The organism is Microbacterium sp. NPDC060132 (assembly GCF_042729675.1).
GTDB lineage: Bacteria > Actinomycetota > Actinomycetes > Actinomycetales > Microbacteriaceae > Microbacterium > Microbacterium sufflavum.
Genome location: NZ_JBHWXU010000001.1, coordinates 1,824,311 through 1,842,664 on the forward strand (window position 1 = coordinate 1,824,311; position 18,354 = coordinate 1,842,664).

The following is an 18,354-nucleotide window of genomic DNA, read 5'->3' on the forward strand; positions in this document are numbered from 1 at the left end:
CCGCGACAGAACCACCCCACACGAAAGCGAGCATCATGCACATCGGCATCGACGTCGGCGGCACCAACACCGACGCCGTCCTCATGGACGGCACCCGCACCCTGGCGGGGGTGAAGCACTCCACGACCCCCGACGTGACCCGCGGGATCGTGCAGGCCATCGAGGACCTGCGCGCCGGTCACTCCTTCGAGGGTGCAGACATCGATGCGGTCATGATCGGCACGACGCACTTCATCAACGCGCTCGTGCAGGCCAGCCGGCTCGCGCCGGTCGCGGCGCTCCGGCTGGGGCTCCCCGCCACGCGCGCGCTGCCGCCGCTGATCGACTGGCCGGAGGTGCTGGTGGAGGCCACGCAGGCGCGCAGCTACCTCGCCCACGGCGGATACGAGTTCGACGGGCGACCCATCTCGCCGCTCGACCCGGAGGAGATCCGTGCGCACGCCGAGGACATGAAGGCCCACGGCATCCGCTCGGTCGCGATCTCCTCGGTGTTCAGCCCGGTCAACCACGACCTCGAGGTGCGGGCAGCCGAGATCGTGGCCGACGTGCTCGGGGCGGATGCGGCGATCTCGCTGTCGCACGAGATCGGACGCATCGGGCTGCTGGAGCGGGAGAACGCGACCATCATCAACGCGGCGCTGCGCGAGCTCGCGTCCGAGATCGTCGACGGGCTCACCTCGGCCGTGCGCGCGCAGGGCATCGAAGCGCCCATCTTCCTGAGCCAGAACGACGGCACGCTCATGGACGAGGACTACGTGCGCCGCTACCCGGTCGCGACCTTCGCCTCCGGCCCCACGAACTCGATGCGCGGTGCCGCCGCCACGAGCGGCCTCGACGACTGCGCCGTGATCGACGTCGGCGGCACGACGGCCGACATCGGACTGCTCATCAACGGCTTCCCGCGCGAGACCGCGAACGAGGTGAAGGTCGCGGGCATCCGCACCAACTTCCGGATGCCCGACGTGCTCTCCCTCGGCATCGGCGGCGGCAGCATCGTCGACGAGGAGACCGCGGAGGTCGGCCCCGCATCGGTCGGGTACAAGCTGACGACCGAGGCGCTGGTGTTCGGCGGCTCCACCCTCACCGCGACCGACATCGCGGTCGCGGCCGGCCGGGCACAGGTGGGCGACCCGAGCCGCGTGGCCCACCTCGACCCCGCCTTCGTGCAGCGCGTGCTCGACCGCATCGCCGAGCGGGTGTCCGAGGCCGTGGACCGCATGCGCACCTCGCCCGAGCCGATCGCGGTCGTCGCGGTCGGCGGCGGCTCCATCCTGCTGCCCGACGAGTTGCCGCTGTTCGGCACCGTGCACCGCCCGGAGAACTACGCGGTCGCCAACGCCATCGGCGCTTCGATCGCCCAGGTCGGCGGCGAGATCGACAAGGTGTACGCGATCGAGCCGGGCCGCCGCGAGGAGACCCTCGCCGAGGTGCGGGCCGAGGCCGTGGACAAGGCCATCGCCGCGGGAGCCAAGCCGTCCACCGTGTCGATCATCGACTTCGACGAGGTGCCCATCCCGTACCTTCCCGGCAACGCCACGCGCATCCGCGTCAAGGCCGTCGGCGACCTCGACATGGGGGTCTGACATGAGCTGGACGATCACCCCCGCCCACATCGACGGACTCGCGCGCGGGGCTGCCGTGCTCGGCACGGGTGGCGGCGGCGACCCGTACATCGGCGCGCTCCTCGCCCGGCAGGCCCTCGCGAGCGGCGACGTCACCGTGGTCGCCCTCGACGAGGTGCCCGACGACGCCCTGGTGCTGTTCGTCGCGATGATGGGCGCGCCCACCGTCATGGTCGAGAAGCTGCCGAGTCTGGCCGAGGTCATCGAGCCCGTGAAGGCGCTGGGCATCCACCTCGGCCGCCCGGTCACGCACATCGCGTGCGCCGAGGTCGGCGGCGTCAACTCCACGATCCCGATCGCCGCGGCCGCCGCGCTCGGCCTGCCGCTGGTCGACGCCGACGGCATGGGGCGCGCGTTCCCGGAGCTGCAGATGGTGCTGCCGACGCTGTACGGCGTGACCGCGTCGCCCCTCGCCTTCAGCGACGAGAAGGGCAACACCGGGGTGCTGCAGACGGCCGACAACTCCTGGACCGAGCGCATCGCCAGGGTCGCGTGCGTCGAGATGGGCTGCTCCGTCATGATCTCGGGCTTCTCGATGTCGGGCACCGCCGCGCGGGAGTCGCTCGTGGCGGGGTCGCTGTCGCGCTGCATCGAGATCGGCCGGAGCATCGCCGCCGCGCGCGACGAGAAGACCGACCCGGTCGCGGCGGTCGTGGAACTGCTCGGCGGGCGCGAGCTGTTCGGCGGCAAGGTCGTCGACGTCAACCGCGCCACCACCACCGGGTTCGCCCGCGGGCGCGCCCGCATCGACGGCGACGGCGGCACCACGCTCACCCTCCGGTTCCAGAACGAGCACCTGGTCGCCGAGGCCGACGGCGCGGTCCTCGCGACCACACCCGACCTCATCATGGTGCTCGACGGCGAGTCGGGCGAGCCGATCACCACCGAGGGGCTGCGCTACGGCCAGCGCGTGCGCGTGATCGCGGCCCCCGCCGACGAGCGCTGGCACTCCGCGGAGGCCCTCGCAATGGTCGGCCCCGGCTACTTCGGCTACGACCTCGCAGCCCACCGCTTCGACGGCACCGTCTCCGCCGCCGACGCCTCGACGGGGGCGGCCGCATGAGCTGGCAGCTCACTGCGGCCGACCTCCCCGACCTCGCCCGAGGCGCGACGCTGCTCGGCACGGGCGGCGGCGGCGACCCGTACATCGGGAAGATGCTCGTGGAACGGGTGCTCGGCGACGGCAGCATCACGATCCTCGACCCGGACGAGCTGACGGACGACCTCTTCGTGATCCCCACCGCGCAGATGGGCGCCCCGACGGTGATGGTGGAGAAGATCCCCGCTGGCACCGAGCCCACGCTGGCGCTGCGCACGCTCGAGGAGCACCTGGGGCGGACGGCCGATGCGACCATGCCCATCGAGTGCGGCGGCATCAACTCCATGATCCCGCTGATCGTCGCAGCCGAGACCGGGCTGCCCGTGGTGGACGCGGATGGCATGGGACGGGCGTTCCCCGAGCTGTCGATGGAGACCTTCGCGGTGTACGGCGTGCACGGCTCGCCGCTCGCGCTCGCCGGGGAGCGGGGCGAGAAGGTCGTGATCGACACGGGCGACGACGACCGGCAGATGGAGTGGCTCGCCCGCGGCATCACGATCCGGCTGGGCGGCGTCGGCCACATCGCCGAGTACGCCATGACCGGCGCCGACGTGCGGCGCACGGCCGTGCCACGGACCATCTCGATGGCGCTCGCGCTCGGCCGCGCCATCCGCCTGGCCCGCGAGGAGCACCGGTCCCCGTTCGAGGCGATCGCCGATACCCTCGCGACCACCCTCTACCCGCACGTGCGGGAACTGGGCGTCGGGAAGGTCGTGGACGTCGAGCGGCGGACGACGGAGGGCTTCGCGAAGGGCCGGGCCGTCATCGCTCCGCTGGGGGCCGAGGGCGACGCGGTCGAGATCGCGTTCCAGAACGAGAACCTCACGGCCTACCGCGGCGGGGAGCTGCTGGCGATCGTGCCCGACCTCATCTGCGTGGTCGATCACGAGACCGCGGAACCGATCACGACCGAGGGACTGCGCTACGGGCAGCGGGTGCGCGTGCTCGGCATCTCCACGCCCGACATGATGCGCACGCCCGAGGCGCTGGCCGCGTTCGGTCCCACGGCGTTCGGCCTGACGGAGCCGTTCCGCCCGGTCGAGGGGACCCCCGCGTCCTAGGCTGGACGGCATGAGGCTGGAGCGGGACGACGTGGCGGCGCTCGCCCGCGGCTACGCGCTCCTCGGCTCCGGCGGCGGTGGCTCGACGACGATGCTCGAGCTCATGCTGGGCGCCGCCGACCACGGGCCGATCGACGTCACGCCGGTGTCGGCGCTCGACCCCGCGACCCCGTGCCTCGGTGTCGCGTTCGTCGGCTCCACCATGCTCCTGAGCGAACGGATGCCGGGCGCAGAGCCGTTCGGCGCACTGCTGCGGGCGGTCGAGCGCTGGCTCGGACACCCCGTGCCGGCGGTCTGCTCGCTCGAGGGCGGGGGGATGAACGGGCTGGCGCCCCTCACCCTCGCGAAGACGCACACCGTGGTCGACGCCGACTGCACGGGTCGCGCGGTGCCCGGTCTCGACCAGATGTCGCTGTTCGTCGACCGCGTGCCCGGGCTCGTGTTCGCGTGCGAGACCGGCGCGGACGGAGTCGCCCTGGTCGAGGCGACCAGGGCGATCGACGCGGAGCGGGTGGTGCGGTCGGCCATCATCCAGGCCGGGGGAGTGGGCTGCGCGGTGCTCGCCGGCTTCACGGTGGGCGACCTGCGGGAGCACGCGATCGAGGGGCACCTGGCTCGGGCGCTCGACCTGGGGCGGGCGTTCCTCGCGCACGCCCGGCTCGCGCCGCCGCTGCTGGCCGAGGCCCTGGGGGGCGAGCTGCTCGCCGAGGGCCGGATCCTGTCGGTCGCGCCGTCCGTGACGGATCCGCACGTCAGCGCCATCGAGGTCGCGGGCATCGGCGGTACCGTGCACCGGGTGGTTGCGCGCTCGGAGACGCTCGCGGTGCTCAGCGACGGGCTGCTGGTCGCCGCGGCCCCCGAGGTGATCGTGGTGCTGGACGCCGTGTCCCGCGAGATCCTCGAGGTCACCGACCTCAGCCTGGCGCGGCACGTCGTCGTGCTCGCCCTGCCCGCGCCCGACTGGTGGAGCGAGCGTCCCGAGCGCCGCGCCCGCATCGTGCCGTCGGCCTACGGTCTCGACGGGCTGGACGCGGCATGAGCGCCGCGCTTCCCCTCACCGCACTGCTCGCCCAGGGCGAGAACGGGGCTGTGCGCCTCGTCGCCGGGCCCGCCGACGCCGAGTGGGACGCGGTGTCGGTGGAGGCGGAGGAGGCCGACCTCCCGGCGCAGAGCCGCGGCGGCCTCGCGATCCTCACGGCCGCCGCACCACGCACGACCTGGCAGCAGGACGCGATGCTGCGCCGGGTGCGCGACCGCGGCTTCACCGGACTCGCCCTGCCCGGCGCGGCCGACGTCGACCGCGGCGCCGTCCGGCTCGCGGCCAGGCTCGGGCTCACCCTGCTCGACGTGGAGCGGCCGGTGCAGCTCGCCAGGGCCTGCTGGATGCTGATCGAGGCGCGCGACGCCCTCACGCTCACCCGCGTGCGCAAGGTCGCGCAGTCGTTCGAGTACGCGGCGGACGACCTCGGCGACCTGCTCGGGCACCTCGCGGCGAACCTCGGGCTCGGCGTCGCGCTCATCGACGGCGCGGGGGTTCTGCGCGAAGCCGGGGGACACCTGGCCGATGCACTCCGCCACCGGATCCGCTTCGACGCGTGGACCGATGCCGCCCGGGCCGACGGCGACGCTGCGGCCTCGGTGCGCGTGGACAGTCCCGGCCGTTCCGGACTGCGGCTCGTGCTGTTCGGTCGCGGTCTCGGCGAGGCACAGCTGCAGTCGCTCATCGTCGCCGCCGAGGTGGCGATGCCGGCCGTCGCCGCGCGGATCCTGATCGACGAGATCGCCGCGGTCAACGACGTCGCCGCATCGTCGGGGCTGCTGCGCGACTTCGTGGAGCTGCGCGGCACGGCCGACACCGACGTGGAGCGGCGGATGGCGGAGCGCGGGTGGCGCACCGGCGGGCATCACCTCGGTTTCCGCACGGTCGCGCGCGGCCGGCTCGACCCGCTCGCGCTGCTGCGCTCGATCAGCCCGGCCCTCAGCGCGATCGACGCCGAGGCGCACGCCACCACCGCGGGGCGCGGCGTCAGCGGCTGGCTGTCGTTCGCCGAGGCTCCGGGGCCCGACCGGGTGGAGCGCGCGGTCGGGGCGCTGCGCGACGTGCACCTCGGCGCGCTGCGCGACTTCGCGGTGGCGACCGGTGTCGGCTCGCTGCAGAGCGGCCCGGAGGGGCTGGCCGCCACGCTCGACGAGGCGGGCGACGCGGCACGCATCGCGGCCGACCGCTCCGCCACGGGCTGGTTCGTGCGGGTGGACAGTCTCGGTCTGGAGCAGCTGCTGCTCGCCTGGACCGGGAACGACACGTTCGTGCCGGCGGCGCAGTCGCTCCTGGCGCCGCTCGCCGACGGGGGCGGCGAGCTGCTCACGACGCTGTCGGCCTACCTGGACCACGAGTCGGGGATCGCCGCGACCGCGGCCGCCCTCGGCCTGCACCGCAACACCGTCATGGTGCGCATCCGCCGGGTGCAGGAGCTGCTCGGGATCGACATGAGCGATCCGGAGGCCCGGCTCGCGCTGCACCTGGCGTGCCGGGCCGTGCTGCCGCGCTGACCCCGCCGCTGCCTACTCCGGGTCGCCGTGCAGCATCCAGGCGATGCCGAACCGGTCGACGAGCATGCCGAACGTCCCGCCCCACGGCGGCACATCCAGCGGCATCGTGATGGTCGCGCCCTCGGAGAGCGCCTCCCACACGCGCTGCGTGACCTCCTGGGTGTTGCCGCTCAGCGACACGGAGATGCCCTGCGGCTTCTCGTAGGTCATGCCGTCGGGGGTGTCCGAGGCCATCAGCACGAGCCCGTCCGGGGTGGTGAGCTGCGCGTGCATCACGAGGTCCTGCTGCTGCGGGCTCTGCACCATGCCGGGGAACTCGCCGAAGACGCTGATGTCGAGCTCACCGCCGAGGACGCTCCGGTAGAACTCCATCGCCTCCCGGGCCTCGGTGCGGAACGACAGGTACGGGTTGAGGTTGGGCATGACTGCTCCTGGTCGTGTTCGGACTGCTGAGGATCCCCGCCGCGCCTCAGTCTCCGCTCCGTCGCGCGCCGCCGCAAGGGCAGGGGTGCGACCGCGCCGACACCCCGTCCCGGAGGTGCGGTGCCGGAGGGAGGGTCAGGGGTGCGCGGTCTCCGCGAGCCACTCCGCGAACGTCTGCCGGCCGAGGTCGGCGTCGGGTCCCGGAAGCGCCTTGCCCACCCGCAACCCCGTCATCTGCGGGCCGGGCACGCTCAGCGCCGGAACCCAGCCGCGGTAGCCCCGGTGTCGCGCGAATGCCCGGATCATGTCGGCCAGCTGTTCCTCTCGCGGCCCGGCGAAGTCCGCCACGCGACCCCGCGGCTCCCCGACGGCGAGAGCTGCGAGACGCTCGCCGACCTCGCGGGCGGCCACCGGCTGCGTGCGGGCCCGGGGTGCCACGTGGAGCGGGCCGAGTGTCGCGCGGGCGAACATCTGCGCGGCGAACTCGTGGAACTGGGTGGCGCGCTGGATCGTCCACGGCACGGGCGACGCCTCCACGATCTTCTCTTGCGCGACTTTGCCCGCGTAGTAGTCGTAGGGGATGCGGTCGATGCCGACGATCGAGAGGAGCACCGCGTGTCGCACGCCCGCGTCGGCGGCGGCCGACAGCAGGTTGCCGGTCGCCGCGGTGAAGAACTCGATCGCCGCGCTCGCCTTTAGCGTCTCGATGCTCGCGACGTCGATCACCGCGTCCGCTCCGCGCAGCGCCTCGGACAGCCCTCTCCCGCTCACCAGATCGACGCCGGTCGAGCGGCTGAGCACCACCGCGTCATGCCCCGCCTCCCGGACCGCGTCCACGGTGTGCCTGCCCACGACGCCGGTGCCACCGGCGACAGCGATTCTCATGCGTGCGTTCTCCTTCGTCTCGGGAATGGTCCTGCCTCTCCGACGATGCAGCCCGCCCGAATGTGAGGCGATCGGCGACATCCGCCGTGCCCGCGTGCGTCGCGCAGGGCCAGGATAGGAGACGATGGACGACCTCGAAGCCCCTGAATCCGAGCGGCGACCCCTGCTGGCCCTCGCGTACCGCCTGCTCGGCACGGTCGCCGACGCGGAGGACGCCGTGCAGTAGACCTACGCGCGCTGGTATCGGATGTCGCCCGCGGAGCGAGCGGCGATCGTCAACCCGGCCGCGTGGCTGACGAGGGTCGCCGGACGCGTCTGTCTCGACGTGCTCGGATCGGCGCGTGCCCGCCGCGAGACCTACGTCGGTCCGTGGCTGCCCGAGCCGGTGCCGCACGGTTCCGCGTTCGCCGGGCCGCCGCACCCCGACCCGCTCGACCGCGTCACCCTGCACGAATCCGTCGGCCTGGCGCTGCTCGTGGTGCTGGAGTCGCTCACGCCCGCCGAGCGTGTGGCCTTCGTGCTGCACGACGTCTTCGGCGTGCCGTTCGCCGAGATCGCCGAGACGGTCGGACGCACCCCCGCCGCGGTCCGGCAGCTCGCCTCGCAGGGGCGCCGACGCGTGCGGGCTGGGCGATCCGGAGTCGCCGACCGGGGTCAGCACGACGCGGTGGTGCGGGCGTTCCTCGGCGCGGCGGCCACGGGTGAGTTCGACCGGCTCGTGAGGCTGCTCGACCCCGACGTGGTGCTCCGCTCCGACGCCGGAGGCAAGAAGTCCGCGGCGCTGCGACCCGTGGTGGGGGCCGACCACGTGGCCCGGTTCGTGCTCGGCATCGCGCGCCGAAACCCCGAGGCCGAGGTCGCCCTCGTGCCTGCGCCGGACGGGCTCGCACTGCTCGCGACGCTCGATGGGGATGCGGACGCGGTGTTCTCGTTCGTCGTGCGCGGCGACCGGATCGCCGAGGTCTTCGCGGTGCGCAACCCCGACAAGCTCACGCAGTGGCCGGGATCCTCACGGTCGCTAGCATGACGAGGGTGACGACCCCCACCGTGCGTCCCGGTATCGCCGAGCGCCTCGCCCGCATGATCCGCCTCCCCACCGTCTCCGCGGAGCTGGACGAACGCGGCCTCGCGCCGTTCGAGGAGTTCGCGGCGCTGCTCGCCGAGCTGTACCCGCGCACGCACGCGGCGCTGACGCTCGAGCGGCACACCGACCTGGGGCTGCTGTTCCACTGGGCGGGCACGGGAGCGGTGACGGGCGGACCCGTCGTGCTGATGGCGCACTACGACGTGGTCCCGGTCGACGAGAGCGACGCCTGGACCCATCCGCCGTTCGCGGGGGTGATCGCCGACGGCTCGGTGCACGGCCGCGGGGCGCTCGACGACAAGGGCCCGCTGATCGTGGTGCTCGAGGCCGTCGAGAACCTGCTGACCGACGGCTTCCGCCCGCCGCGCGACGTGTACCTGTCGTTCGGCGGGAACGAGGAGACCTACGGGCGGGCGGCCGAGGAGATCGCGCGGGTGCTGCGCGACCGCGGCATCGTGCCGTGGCTCGTGATCGACGAGGGCGGGGCGGTCGTCGACGCACCGCTGCCCTTCGTCCCCGGGCGTGCCGCGATGATCGGTGTCGGCGAGAAGGGCGTGATGACGCTGCGGCTCTCGGCGCGCGGCGACGGCGGGCACGCCTCGGCCCCACCCGCACTCACGGCCGTGCGCCGCGTGGCCCGCGCGGTCGACCGCCTCAGCCCCGACACCTTCCGGCCGCGCGCCTCGACCGCGGTGCTGCGCATGCTCGGCGTGCTCGGCGCGCAGACGCCGGGACCCGCGAGGCACCTCCTGCGGCTGCTCGCCGCGACGCCACCGCTCACCGCGCGGCTCTTCGCGGCGCTGGGCGGCGAGCCCGCGGCGCTGGTGCGCACGACGGTCGCGCCCACCATGCAGTCGGGCGGCACCGCCGCGAACGTGCTGCCCTCGCAGGCGTCGGCCACGGTGAACCTGCGCATCGCGCTCGGCGAGACCACGCAGCAGACCGTGTACCGCGTGCGTCGACGGGTGCGCGATCCGCTCGTCTCCGTGGAGGTGGTGGAGGCCAGTGAGCCGTCGCCGGAGTCGTCGACCGAGAACGCGCAGTTCGCCCTGCTCGCCGCGGCGCTCGAGGTCTCGCACCCCGGCGTCCCCGCCGTGCCGTACGTGATGATGGCGGCGACCGACTCCCGGCACTTCCACCGGTTCGCCCCGGCCGTGTACCGCTTCGCGCCGCTGGACATGTCGAATGCGCAGCGCGCATCGATCCACGGCATCGACGAGAGCGTGGAGATCGCGGCGCTGGAGCGGGGGGAGCGGTTCCATCGCGCCCTCCTCGAACGACTAGGGTGATCTCACCCCCTCCGGGATCCACCCCGGCACCCGACCTCTCGAAGCAGGAGACGCGATGACGCGCACCCGCACCCTGGGCACCCTCGCCGTGGTCGTCGGCTTCCTCGCGTTCGTCGAGTTCACCAGCGGCGTGCTCCAGGGGTACTACACGCCGATGCTCAGCGACATCGCCCGCCACCTGGGCATCCACGACGCCGACGTGAACTGGCTGGAGGGATCGCAGCTGATGCTGTCGGCACTCGTGGTGCCGGCGTTCGCGAAGCTCGGCGACATGCTCGGCCACAAGCGCATGCTGCTGATCTCGACCGCCGTGACCGCGGCCGCCGCGCTCGTGCTGCCGTTCACCGACTCGTTCGCGGTGTTCCTGCTCGCCTGGTCGCTCATGGGCTTCTACGTCGTGTGGCTGCCGCTGGAGATCGCCCTGATCTGGTCGCGGTCACGGCGCATGGAGGGACGCTCGTCGATCACGGCGAAGGCGGCGGGCCTCCTGGTCGCCGCCCTGGAGGGTGGGGCGATCATCGGCGCCCTCGTCGGCGGTGCGCTGATCGACGCGCTCCCGCTGACGGTCGTGCTGCTCGTGCCCGCCGTGCTGATCGTGGTGTGCTTCTTCGTGGTCCTGTTCGGCGTGCGGGAGTCGCCCGAGCCGACCGGCGGCGTGTTCGACACGGTCGGCCTGGTGCTGATCTCCCTCGCGCTGCTGTGCTTCACGGGCGGGCTCAGCCTGCTGCGCCTCGAGGGCGGCCTCGGCAACCCGTGGTCGTGGGCGGTCGTGGCACTGGGGCTTCTGCTGGTCGTGCCGTTCGTGCGGTGGGAGCTGCGCTGCGACGACCCGCTGATCGACGTGCGCATGTTCCGGTCTCCGGCGCTCGGGCCCGTGTTCCTCACGGCGGGACTGTTCGGGGTGAGCGTGCTGGGCGCGCAGGCGCCGCTGTCGACCTTCGCGCGCACCGACCCGGAGGTGTACGGGTACGGGCTGGGGGCGACCGGCTTCGCGACGTCGCTGATCATCGGGGTGTACCTGGTCGCGATGATCGCGGGCGCGCTGCTGTTCCCGGTCGTGGCACGCTGGGCGTCGCCGCGGATTACGCTCCTCGGGGCGTCGGTGCTGGTGGGCATCGGGTTCCTGCTGTTCCTGCCGTTCCACGACGCCTATGGGCAGGTGATCGCGAACATGGTCGTGGTGGGGCTCGGCTCCGGCGCCCTCGTGGCGGCGCTGCCGGCCGCGGCGGCGTCGGCGGCTCCGGCGACGCAGACGGGCGTCGCGACCGGGCTCACCAACTCCGTGAAGACCGTGGGCGGTGCGATCGCCTCGTGCGTCTTCGGCATCGCACTACTCCACGGCGTCGCGAGTGGTGCGGGCGCGGTCGCCGACGGGACGGCGGGGTCGCTCGCGGGGTATGTCACGGTGTGGGTCGTCTGCGGGGTGACCGCGCTCGCCGCTGCGGTGCTCCTGCTGTTCGTGCCGAAGCAGGCCTTCACGGATCGCGCGGTCGAGGCCGAGGCGGCACCGGTCGCCTGACGGCCGGGCGAGCAGCGCGGTCGGACGGATCGGCCGCGTCAGGCGTCGCGGTCGAGGCCGAACGTGCGCTTCACCAGGGCCTGCACGTCGCGGTCGAGACCGTCGATCCGGGTGTGCACGGCATCGAAGCGCGCGTCGACGGCGTCGAACCGGGCGTCGACCGTCGCGAAGCGGGCGTCGACCGCATCGAAGCGGCCGTTCATCTCGTTGCGGAGCCCGCCGACCTCGCCGCGGAGCACGCGGACGAACATCGTCGACATCACGGTCAGGGTGCCGCACATCAGAGCGGTGAACGCGCCGATCATCGTCCAGATCTGTGCCGCATCCATCGATTCCATCTCCTCATCGTCGCATCGGATGATCCACCCTGCCAGCATCCTGGTGCCGGGCCCGACCACGTCTCCGAGAACCGCGGGACGGGGTGCTCGGCGCGTATCGGTGCAGAGAGAGTGGTCCTGCGACGGCGCGGTCAGGCGTCCTTCGGCGGGTTGTACATGAACTCGACGCGGATGCCGTCGGCGTCCTCCACGAAGGAGGCGTAGTAGCGCTCCGAGTAGCGGGGATACTCCTTGGGCTCCCGCACCGCGCTCCACCCGGCGTCGAGCGCGAGCGCGTGGAAGCGGTCGACCTCCGCGCGCGACGGCATCGCGAAGGCGAGGTGCTGCCACCCGATGCGTCCGTGCCGATGCGGCTCCGAGTCCTCGTCCCACGTGTAGAGGATGATCTCGGTCTCGTCGCCGTTGTGCCACGAGATGGAGTGGTCGTCCTCCCCGCCGGAGTCGTAGCCGAGCGCGGTCAGGACGGGATGGAACTGCGCCCGCCCCCGCTCGAGGTCGCCGACGGTGATGCCCAGGTGATCGAGGAGTGCCATCGGCCCAGTCTGTCAGCGATCGCGGACGGTGTCAGTGGGGAGCGTGATACTCGGCTTCGCCCCGCTTCCAGTACCCCTTCACGACGGCCTTCGCGGTGTCGACGCCCCACCGGTCGAGCAGCGCGCGACCCGGCTTGACGATCGACTGCTCCGCCGCGATGAACACGAACGGATCGGTGCCGACGAGGTCGTCTCCCGACAGCGACTCCAGGAACGCGATCAGCGCCGAGCCGGCCGGGTCGTCCCCGCGGTGCAGCCACTGCACCGGCACCGGGGCGGCGAGGTCGAGCTCGCCGCTCTCGGCTACGGTCTCGATCACGATGCGGGCCGGGGCGTCGTCGGGGATCAGCGCGGCGAAACGGCGGATCGCGGGGATCGCGGTCTCGTCGCCGACGAGCAGCCAGGAGCCGGGGGTGCCGGTGACGACGGCGGCGCCGCGCGGACCGCCGACGCCGATCTCGGCGCCGAGGGGCGCGGTGGCGGCCCACGGTGCGGCGACGCCCTGGTCGCCGTGCACCGCGAACTCGACGTCGAGCCAGTCCTCGCCCCACGCGAGCGGCGTGTACTCGCGGCTGGGCGCGGCGCGCAGTTCCTCCACCGACTCCACGGGGCCGTCCGGGAAGAACAGGCGCATGTGGTCATCGGCGCCGGGGGAGTCGAATCCGGCGAGGTCCGGCCCGGTGAGGCGCACGCGCACGAAGTCCGGGGCGAGCCACTCGCGCGCGGTCAGGGTGACGGTGCGGAAGCGCAGCTCGAGGCCGCGGCGCTCGATCGTGAAGCCGGATTTCGTATCGCTCATAAAGTAAGGCTAACCTAAAAAGCACGACGGATGGTTCCCTGCGATCCGCTCCGTCCGACCGGCGCCCTCGAGTGCGCGACCACCCCGCAGAACAGGAGTCTCTCCATGTCCGTGCCCAGAACCCTCACCGCCACCAGCGTCGCCCTGGTCGGCCTGCTCGCGCTCTCCGGCTGCGCCACCGGCGCCGAAGCCGAACCCGAGGAGACCGCCGCCGCCTCCGGCACCGTGACCGTCGAGGACAACACGGGCGAACACGAGATCGCCACCCCGCCCGCCTCGGTCGTCGCCCTCGACAACCGCACCTTCCAGACCCTGTCCGACTGGGGCATCGAGCTCTCCGCCGGCGCCGTCTCCCTCATGCCCGAGACCGTGTCGTACGCGAAGGACGACGGCATCGTCGACATCGGCCTGCACACCGAGCCCGACCTGGAGGCGATCGTCGCGGCCGACCCCGATCTCATCATCAGCGGTCAGCGCTTCACGCAGCACAACGCCGCGATCGCCGAGCTCGTGCCCGACGCCACGATCATCGACCTCGAACCGCGCGACGGCGAGGCGTTCGACGCCGAACTCAAGCGCCAGACCACCGTGCTCGGCGAGATCTTCGGCAAGCAGGACGAGGCGCAGAAGCTGGTCGACGAGTTCGACGCCGCGGTCGAGCGGGCCAAGGCCGCCTACGACGAGGCCGACACCGTCATGGCCGTCAACACCTCGGGCGGCCAGATCGGCTACCTCGCTCCGACCGTCGGCCGCTCGCTCGGCCCGATCTACGACCTCCTCGGCCTCACGCCGGCCCTCGAGGTCGACGACGCGAGCGATGACCACCAGGGCGACGAGATCTCGGTCGAGGCGATCGCGGCCTCGAACCCCGACTGGATCCTCGTGCTCGACCGCGACGCGGTGTTCGCGGCGGAGACGCCCGACTACGTGCAGGCCGCTGAGATCCTGGAGAGCTCCGAGGCCCTCGCCGGCATCACCGCGGTGAAGGACGAGCAGATCGTCTACATGCCCACCGACACGTACCTGAACGAGAGCATCCAGACGTACACCGCGTTCCTGAACGACCTCGCCGACGCGCTCGAGAAGAGCGCCGACAAGTAAGGGCCGGGTGGCGGCGCCCGCGATCAGGGCGCCGCCACCGGCATCCCCCCATGACCTCTCCTCTCCTCGCCCCGACGCCGCGATCGTCCGCGCGGCTGTTCGACCCGAAGCTGCTCCTCGGGGTGCTCGTCGTCGCGGTTCTCCTGGCGCTCTCGCTCGTCACCGGCGTCTACGACATCGCCGGTGCCGACGACGGCGCGCAGATGTTCCAGATCACCCGCGTGCCCCGCACGATCGCCCTCGTGCTGGCCGGGGCCGCGATGGCGATGGCGGGCCTGGTGATGCAGCTGCTCACCCAGAACCGCTTCGTCGAGCCGACGACGACCGGCACGACCGAATGGGCGGGCCTCGGCCTGCTCGCCGTGATGCTGCTGGTGCCGCAGCCGTCCCTGCCGCTGCGCATGGCCGGGGCCGTGCTGGCCGCCTTCGTCGGCACGATGGTCTTCTTCGCCTTCCTGCGGCGGGTGGCGCTCAAGTCCTCGCTCATCGTCCCCATCGTCGGCATCATGCTGGGGGCGGTCGTCGGCGCGATCACCACCTACCTCGCGCTCGTCACGAACTCGCTGCAGATCATCGGCGTGTGGTTCGCCGGCAGCTTCACGTCGGTCATGCGCGGCCAGTACGAGATGCTGTGGATCGTCGCGCTCATCGGGGTGATCGTTTTCCTCGTCGCCGATCGGCTGACCATCGCGGGACTGGGGGTGGAGATCGCGACGAACGTCGGGGTGAACTACAACCGGATGATCCTGCTCGGCACCGTGCTGATCGCCGTCACGACCGGCGTCGTGACGGTCGTCGTCGGCAACCTGCCCTTCCTCGGACTGATCGTGCCCAACATCGTGTCGATGGTGCGCGGCGACGACCTGCGCAGCAACCTGCCCTGGGTCTGCCTGCTGGGCATCGCGATCGTCACCGTGTGCGACATCATCGGCCGCACGATCATCATGCCCTTCGAGGTGCCCGTGTCGCTGATCCTCGGGGTCGTCGGGGCGGTCGTGTTCGTGCTCCTCCTGCTGAGGCAGCGTCGTCGTGGCTGAGCGGACGGCGACGGAGTCCCGGCCGGACGCGACGACCCGGTCGGCCGGTTCCTTCACGACGCCCCGCGCGCGTCGCCGCTACGTCGTGGTGCTGGTCGTGCTCGCCGTGATCGCCGCCGGATCCGCGTTCGGGCTCCTGGCGTGGGACAACCCGATGCCCGTCGGCACGCCGGGGTTCTGGCGCATCGCCCAGCACCGCGCGACCGCCGTGGTCGTGATGGCCGTCGTCGCCGTGGCCCAGGCCGTGGCGACCGTGAGCTTCCAGACCGTCACGAACAACCGCATCATCACGCCGTCGATCATGGGATTCGAGTCGCTCTATCGCGTGGTGCAGACCACCACCGTGTACCTGTTCGGCGTCGCGGGGCTGGTCGCCGTCCAGGGGGCGGGACAGTTCGCCCTCCAGGTCGTGATCATGGTGGGTCTCGCCGTGGTCCTCTACGGGTGGTTGCTCTCGGGGCGCTACGGCAATCTCCAGATCATGCTGCTCGTGGGCATCGTGATCGGCGGAGGGCTGGGCGCGATCGCCACGTTCATGCAGCGGTTGCTGACGCCGAGCGAGTTCGACGTGCTCGCGGCCCGCCTGTTCGGCAACGTGTCGAACGCCGACCCGGCGTACCTCCCCCTCGCGATCCCGCTGGTCGCCGGAGCCTCGCTGCTGCTGTGGTCGCGGTCGCGTCGGCTCAACGTGCTCGCGCTCGGTCCCGACGCGGCCCGGTCCCTCGGGATCGATCACCGACGCGAGCAGTTCCTCGTGCTGACGCTGGTCGCGGTGCTCATGGCGACCTCGACCGCCCTGGTCGGTCCGATGACGTTCCTCGGGTTCCTCGTCGCGACGCTCGCCTACCAGTTCGCCGACTCGCACGACCATCGGCTGATCTTCCCGGTCGCGGTGCTCACCGCGTTCTCGATCCTCGCCGGGGCGTACTTCGTGATGAAGAACGTGTTCTACGCGCAGGGCATGGTGTCGATCCTGATCGAGATCGTCGGCGGCACCGTGTTCCTCCTCGTCATCCTCCGAAAGGGCAGACTGTGATCGCACTCGACGGCGTGCGCCGTGACTACAGCAGCGAGGTCGCGATCGGACCCGTCGACCTCCGCATCCCCGCGGGCGGCATCACCGCCCTCATCGGACCCAACGGCGCGGGCAAGTCCACGCTGCTGACGATGATCGGCCGGCTCAACGGCATGGACGCCGGCGCCATCGAGATCGCCGGACTGGATGTGGCGTCCACGAAGTCGAAGGACCTGGCGAAGGTGGTGTCGATCCTGCGGCAGGAGAACCACTTCGTCACGCGCCTCACCGTCCGCCAGCTCGTCGGGTTCGGGCGCTTCCCGCACTCCCAGGGGCGCCTGAACCGGCACGACGAGGAGGTCATCAGCCAGGCGATCGACTTCCTCGACCTCGGCGCGCTGGAGGGGCGCTACCTCGACGAGCTCTCCGGAGGGCAGCGACAGCGGGCATACGTGGCGATGGTGCTCGCGCAGGACACGGAGGTCGTGCTGCTCGATGAACCCCTCAACAACCTCGACATGCGGCACGCGGTGCAGATGATGAAGCACCTGCGGCGGGCGGCCGAGGAGCTGGGGCGCACGATCGTCATCGTGCTGCACGACATCAACTTCGCCGGTCACTACGCCGACCACATCTGTGCCATGAAGGACGGGCGGGTGGTGGAGTTCGGCCCGCCCGCGCAGATCATGACCGACGACGTGCTGACCCGCGTGTTCGACACCGAGGTGCGGGTGGTCGAGGGACCCTCCGGTCCCCTCGCGGTGTACTACTAGAGCTCGATGCCGTGGTCTTCGTCATTCACGCCGGCGTTGTGGCCGCGGCGCGACTCGTAGCCCAGGAACCACCCGAGCCAGACGATCGCGGCGAGCAGCACCCCGAGCCACACGTTCTGGAAGATGAGACCGACGACCACGCCGACGATCAGCAGGCCGAGGGTGACGGTGATCCGGAGCGCGGCGCGGGACATGGCCTCAGCATACGTCCCGGCGCCCCGTGGGCGTGCGGCCGTATCGCGGCTCAGCGGCGACGGTGGTCCTCGGGGGCGAGCCGGGGTCCGCGTCGCGGTTCGACCAGGCCGCTCGCAAAGATGAGCCGGATCACGCGCTGGCGGTGGCCGGACCACGGCTCCAGCAGCTCGATCATCCCCGCGTCGTCCGTGCGATGACCCGCGAGGGCGTGGCCGACCTCGTGCGCGAGATGGTAGTCGCCCACGCTGACCGCATCCGGGTCGCCCAGCGCGCGGATCCTCGTCTCGGCCGCGGTCCACACGCCCACGCCGGGCAGGCTCGTGAGCACGCGGTCGCGGTCCGCTCCTGTCTCCGCCGCCTGCACGGCCCGCGCGATGCGGTCGCCGCGTTCGGCGGCGCGCACGATCGTCTTGGACTGCGGGGGTTCGACGCCCGCGCGGTGCCACGCCCACGACGGGATGCGCCGCCACTGCTCGGCGGTCGGCGCGACGGCCATCGGGCGCGGGGTGGGGCCGGGTGCGCGGTCGCCGTAGCGCGAGACCAGGTAGCGCCACGCGCCGAACGCCTGCATCGAGGTGACCTTCTGCTCCAGGATCGCGCAGGCGAGCGCGTCGAACACCTCGTCGGTGCGGGCGAGCCGGATGCCGGGGTTGCGCCGGGCGGCTTCGGCGACGAGGGGGTGGTGCGACGGGTCGAACCCGGTGGGGTCGTCGGTCGCGCCGCAGAGCGCGGGGACGAGGGACAGGGCGTGGTCGGCGCCCGGACCCCATGCAGTCGCCGTCACGGCGTTCCCCGCCATGCGCAGCGCGAGCGTGGACGGGCCCTGCGGAGTGCGCACCGCGCGCCAGATGACGTGACCGTCGAACACGGTGGTCGGGTCGGTGCCACCGCGGCGCAGCATCCCCACCGTGCGACGGAGGTCGAGGGGATGCGGCGGACGGTAGGTGGTCTCCCGCCGCAGGTCCGCCGGCACGGCCGCAGGGGGCGCTGACGGAGCGGTGAGGGTCATGCGCCCACCCTACGCGGCGCTC

Annotated in this window: 19 protein-coding genes; 12 read left to right on the top strand and 7 right to left on the bottom strand. The window is 72.2% G+C overall.

Features of this window, described 5'->3' with window-relative positions:
* Positions 1-35: 35 nt before the first annotated feature.
* The 5 genes from ACFWCH_RS08910 to ACFWCH_RS08930 are packed head-to-tail and all read left to right on the top strand — an operon-like array spanning position 36 to position 6,332.
* On the top strand, positions 36-1,583 hold the full coding sequence (locus tag ACFWCH_RS08910; protein ID WP_241115047.1) for a hydantoinase/oxoprolinase family protein: 1,548 nt from the start codon (positions 36-38) through the stop codon (positions 1,581-1,583).
* Between the two features lies 1 nt (position 1,584).
* The gene (locus ACFWCH_RS08915) at positions 1,585-2,685 is read left to right on the top strand and encodes a DUF917 domain-containing protein (protein ID WP_378803384.1); all 1,101 of its coding nucleotides are present in this window, start codon (positions 1,585-1,587) and stop codon (positions 2,683-2,685) included.
* Positions 2,682-3,782 (top strand): DUF917 domain-containing protein, encoded by a 1,101-nt coding sequence (locus ACFWCH_RS08920; RefSeq protein ID WP_378803385.1) that lies wholly within the window; start codon positions 2,682-2,684, stop codon positions 3,780-3,782. Before ACFWCH_RS08915 ends, ACFWCH_RS08920 begins: the two co-directional genes overlap by 4 nt.
* 10 nt (positions 3,783-3,792) lie before the next feature.
* Entirely contained in the window at positions 3,793-4,821 is a 1,029-nt protein-coding gene (locus ACFWCH_RS08925) for a DUF917 family protein (RefSeq protein WP_136031746.1), read from the top strand.
* Complete coding sequence (locus ACFWCH_RS08930) at positions 4,818-6,332, top strand: PucR family transcriptional regulator (RefSeq protein ID WP_378803386.1); 1,515 nt, start codon at positions 4,818-4,820, stop codon at positions 6,330-6,332. The genes ACFWCH_RS08925 and ACFWCH_RS08930 overlap by 4 nt, the downstream gene beginning before the upstream one ends.
* A gap of 12 nt (positions 6,333-6,344) precedes the next feature.
* On the opposite strand, the gene ACFWCH_RS08935 is transcribed toward ACFWCH_RS08930, so the two are convergent.
* Positions 6,345-6,755 (bottom strand): VOC family protein, encoded by a 411-nt coding sequence (locus ACFWCH_RS08935; protein WP_378803387.1) that lies wholly within the window; start codon positions 6,753-6,755, stop codon positions 6,345-6,347.
* Positions 6,756-6,890: 135 nt separating this feature from the next.
* Positions 6,891-7,640, bottom strand: coding sequence for an SDR family oxidoreductase (locus tag ACFWCH_RS08940; protein ID WP_378803388.1), 750 nt, complete (start codon positions 7,638-7,640; stop codon positions 6,891-6,893).
* Positions 7,641-7,887: 247 nt separating this feature from the next.
* Here ACFWCH_RS08940 and ACFWCH_RS08945 point away from each other — a divergent pair, with 247 nt between their 5' ends.
* From ACFWCH_RS08945 to ACFWCH_RS08955, 3 genes are read left to right on the top strand one after another with little or no spacing between them, the layout of a single operon-like run.
* Positions 7,888-8,667, top strand: a complete 780-nt coding sequence (locus tag ACFWCH_RS08945; protein WP_378803389.1) for a sigma factor-like helix-turn-helix DNA-binding protein — start codon at positions 7,888-7,890, stop codon at positions 8,665-8,667.
* A gap of 5 nt (positions 8,668-8,672) precedes the next feature.
* Positions 8,673-10,013, top strand: a complete 1,341-nt coding sequence (locus ACFWCH_RS08950; protein WP_378803390.1) for a M20/M25/M40 family metallo-hydrolase — start codon at positions 8,673-8,675, stop codon at positions 10,011-10,013.
* A gap of 55 nt (positions 10,014-10,068) precedes the next feature.
* Positions 10,069-11,532, top strand: a complete 1,464-nt coding sequence (locus tag ACFWCH_RS08955; protein ID WP_378803391.1) for an MFS transporter — start codon at positions 10,069-10,071, stop codon at positions 11,530-11,532.
* Between the two features lie 38 nt (positions 11,533-11,570).
* On the opposite strand, the gene ACFWCH_RS08960 is transcribed toward ACFWCH_RS08955, so the two are convergent.
* The 3 genes from ACFWCH_RS08960 to ACFWCH_RS08970 form a co-directional block, all read right to left on the bottom strand.
* Complete coding sequence (locus tag ACFWCH_RS08960) at positions 11,571-11,861, bottom strand: hypothetical protein (protein WP_378803392.1); 291 nt, start codon at positions 11,859-11,861, stop codon at positions 11,571-11,573.
* Between the two features lie 140 nt (positions 11,862-12,001).
* Entirely contained in the window at positions 12,002-12,403 is a 402-nt protein-coding gene (locus ACFWCH_RS08965) for a VOC family protein (protein WP_378803393.1), read from the bottom strand.
* Between the two features lie 31 nt (positions 12,404-12,434).
* Positions 12,435-13,202, bottom strand: coding sequence for a siderophore-interacting protein (locus ACFWCH_RS08970; protein ID WP_206251754.1), 768 nt, complete (start codon positions 13,200-13,202; stop codon positions 12,435-12,437).
* Positions 13,203-13,307: 105 nt separating this feature from the next.
* On the opposite strand from ACFWCH_RS08970, the gene ACFWCH_RS08975 reads away from it, so the two are divergent.
* The 4 genes from ACFWCH_RS08975 to ACFWCH_RS08990 are packed head-to-tail and all read left to right on the top strand — an operon-like array spanning position 13,308 to position 17,128.
* Positions 13,308-14,303, top strand: coding sequence for a siderophore ABC transporter substrate-binding protein (locus ACFWCH_RS08975; protein ID WP_378803394.1), 996 nt, complete (start codon positions 13,308-13,310; stop codon positions 14,301-14,303).
* Between the two features lie 50 nt (positions 14,304-14,353).
* Positions 14,354-15,340, top strand: a complete 987-nt coding sequence (locus ACFWCH_RS08980) for an iron chelate uptake ABC transporter family permease subunit (protein WP_378803395.1) — start codon at positions 14,354-14,356, stop codon at positions 15,338-15,340.
* On the top strand, positions 15,333-16,376 hold the full coding sequence (locus ACFWCH_RS08985) for an iron chelate uptake ABC transporter family permease subunit (RefSeq protein WP_136030602.1): 1,044 nt from the start codon (positions 15,333-15,335) through the stop codon (positions 16,374-16,376). The genes ACFWCH_RS08980 and ACFWCH_RS08985 overlap by 8 nt, the downstream gene beginning before the upstream one ends.
* The gene (locus tag ACFWCH_RS08990) at positions 16,373-17,128 is read left to right on the top strand and encodes an ABC transporter ATP-binding protein (RefSeq protein WP_136030605.1); all 756 of its coding nucleotides are present in this window, start codon (positions 16,373-16,375) and stop codon (positions 17,126-17,128) included. The genes ACFWCH_RS08985 and ACFWCH_RS08990 overlap by 4 nt, the downstream gene beginning before the upstream one ends.
* On the opposite strand, the gene ACFWCH_RS08995 is transcribed toward ACFWCH_RS08990, so the two are convergent.
* Together ACFWCH_RS08995 and ACFWCH_RS09000 are read right to left on the bottom strand one after the other, a co-directional pair.
* Complete coding sequence (locus ACFWCH_RS08995; RefSeq protein ID WP_136030607.1) at positions 17,125-17,322, bottom strand: hypothetical protein; 198 nt, start codon at positions 17,320-17,322, stop codon at positions 17,125-17,127. The genes ACFWCH_RS08990 and ACFWCH_RS08995 overlap by 4 nt on opposite strands.
* A 50-nt stretch (positions 17,323-17,372) precedes the next feature.
* Positions 17,373-18,332, bottom strand: coding sequence for a DNA-3-methyladenine glycosylase (locus ACFWCH_RS09000; RefSeq protein WP_136036050.1), 960 nt, complete (start codon positions 18,330-18,332; stop codon positions 17,373-17,375).
* Between the last annotated feature and the right edge of the window lie 22 nt (positions 18,333-18,354).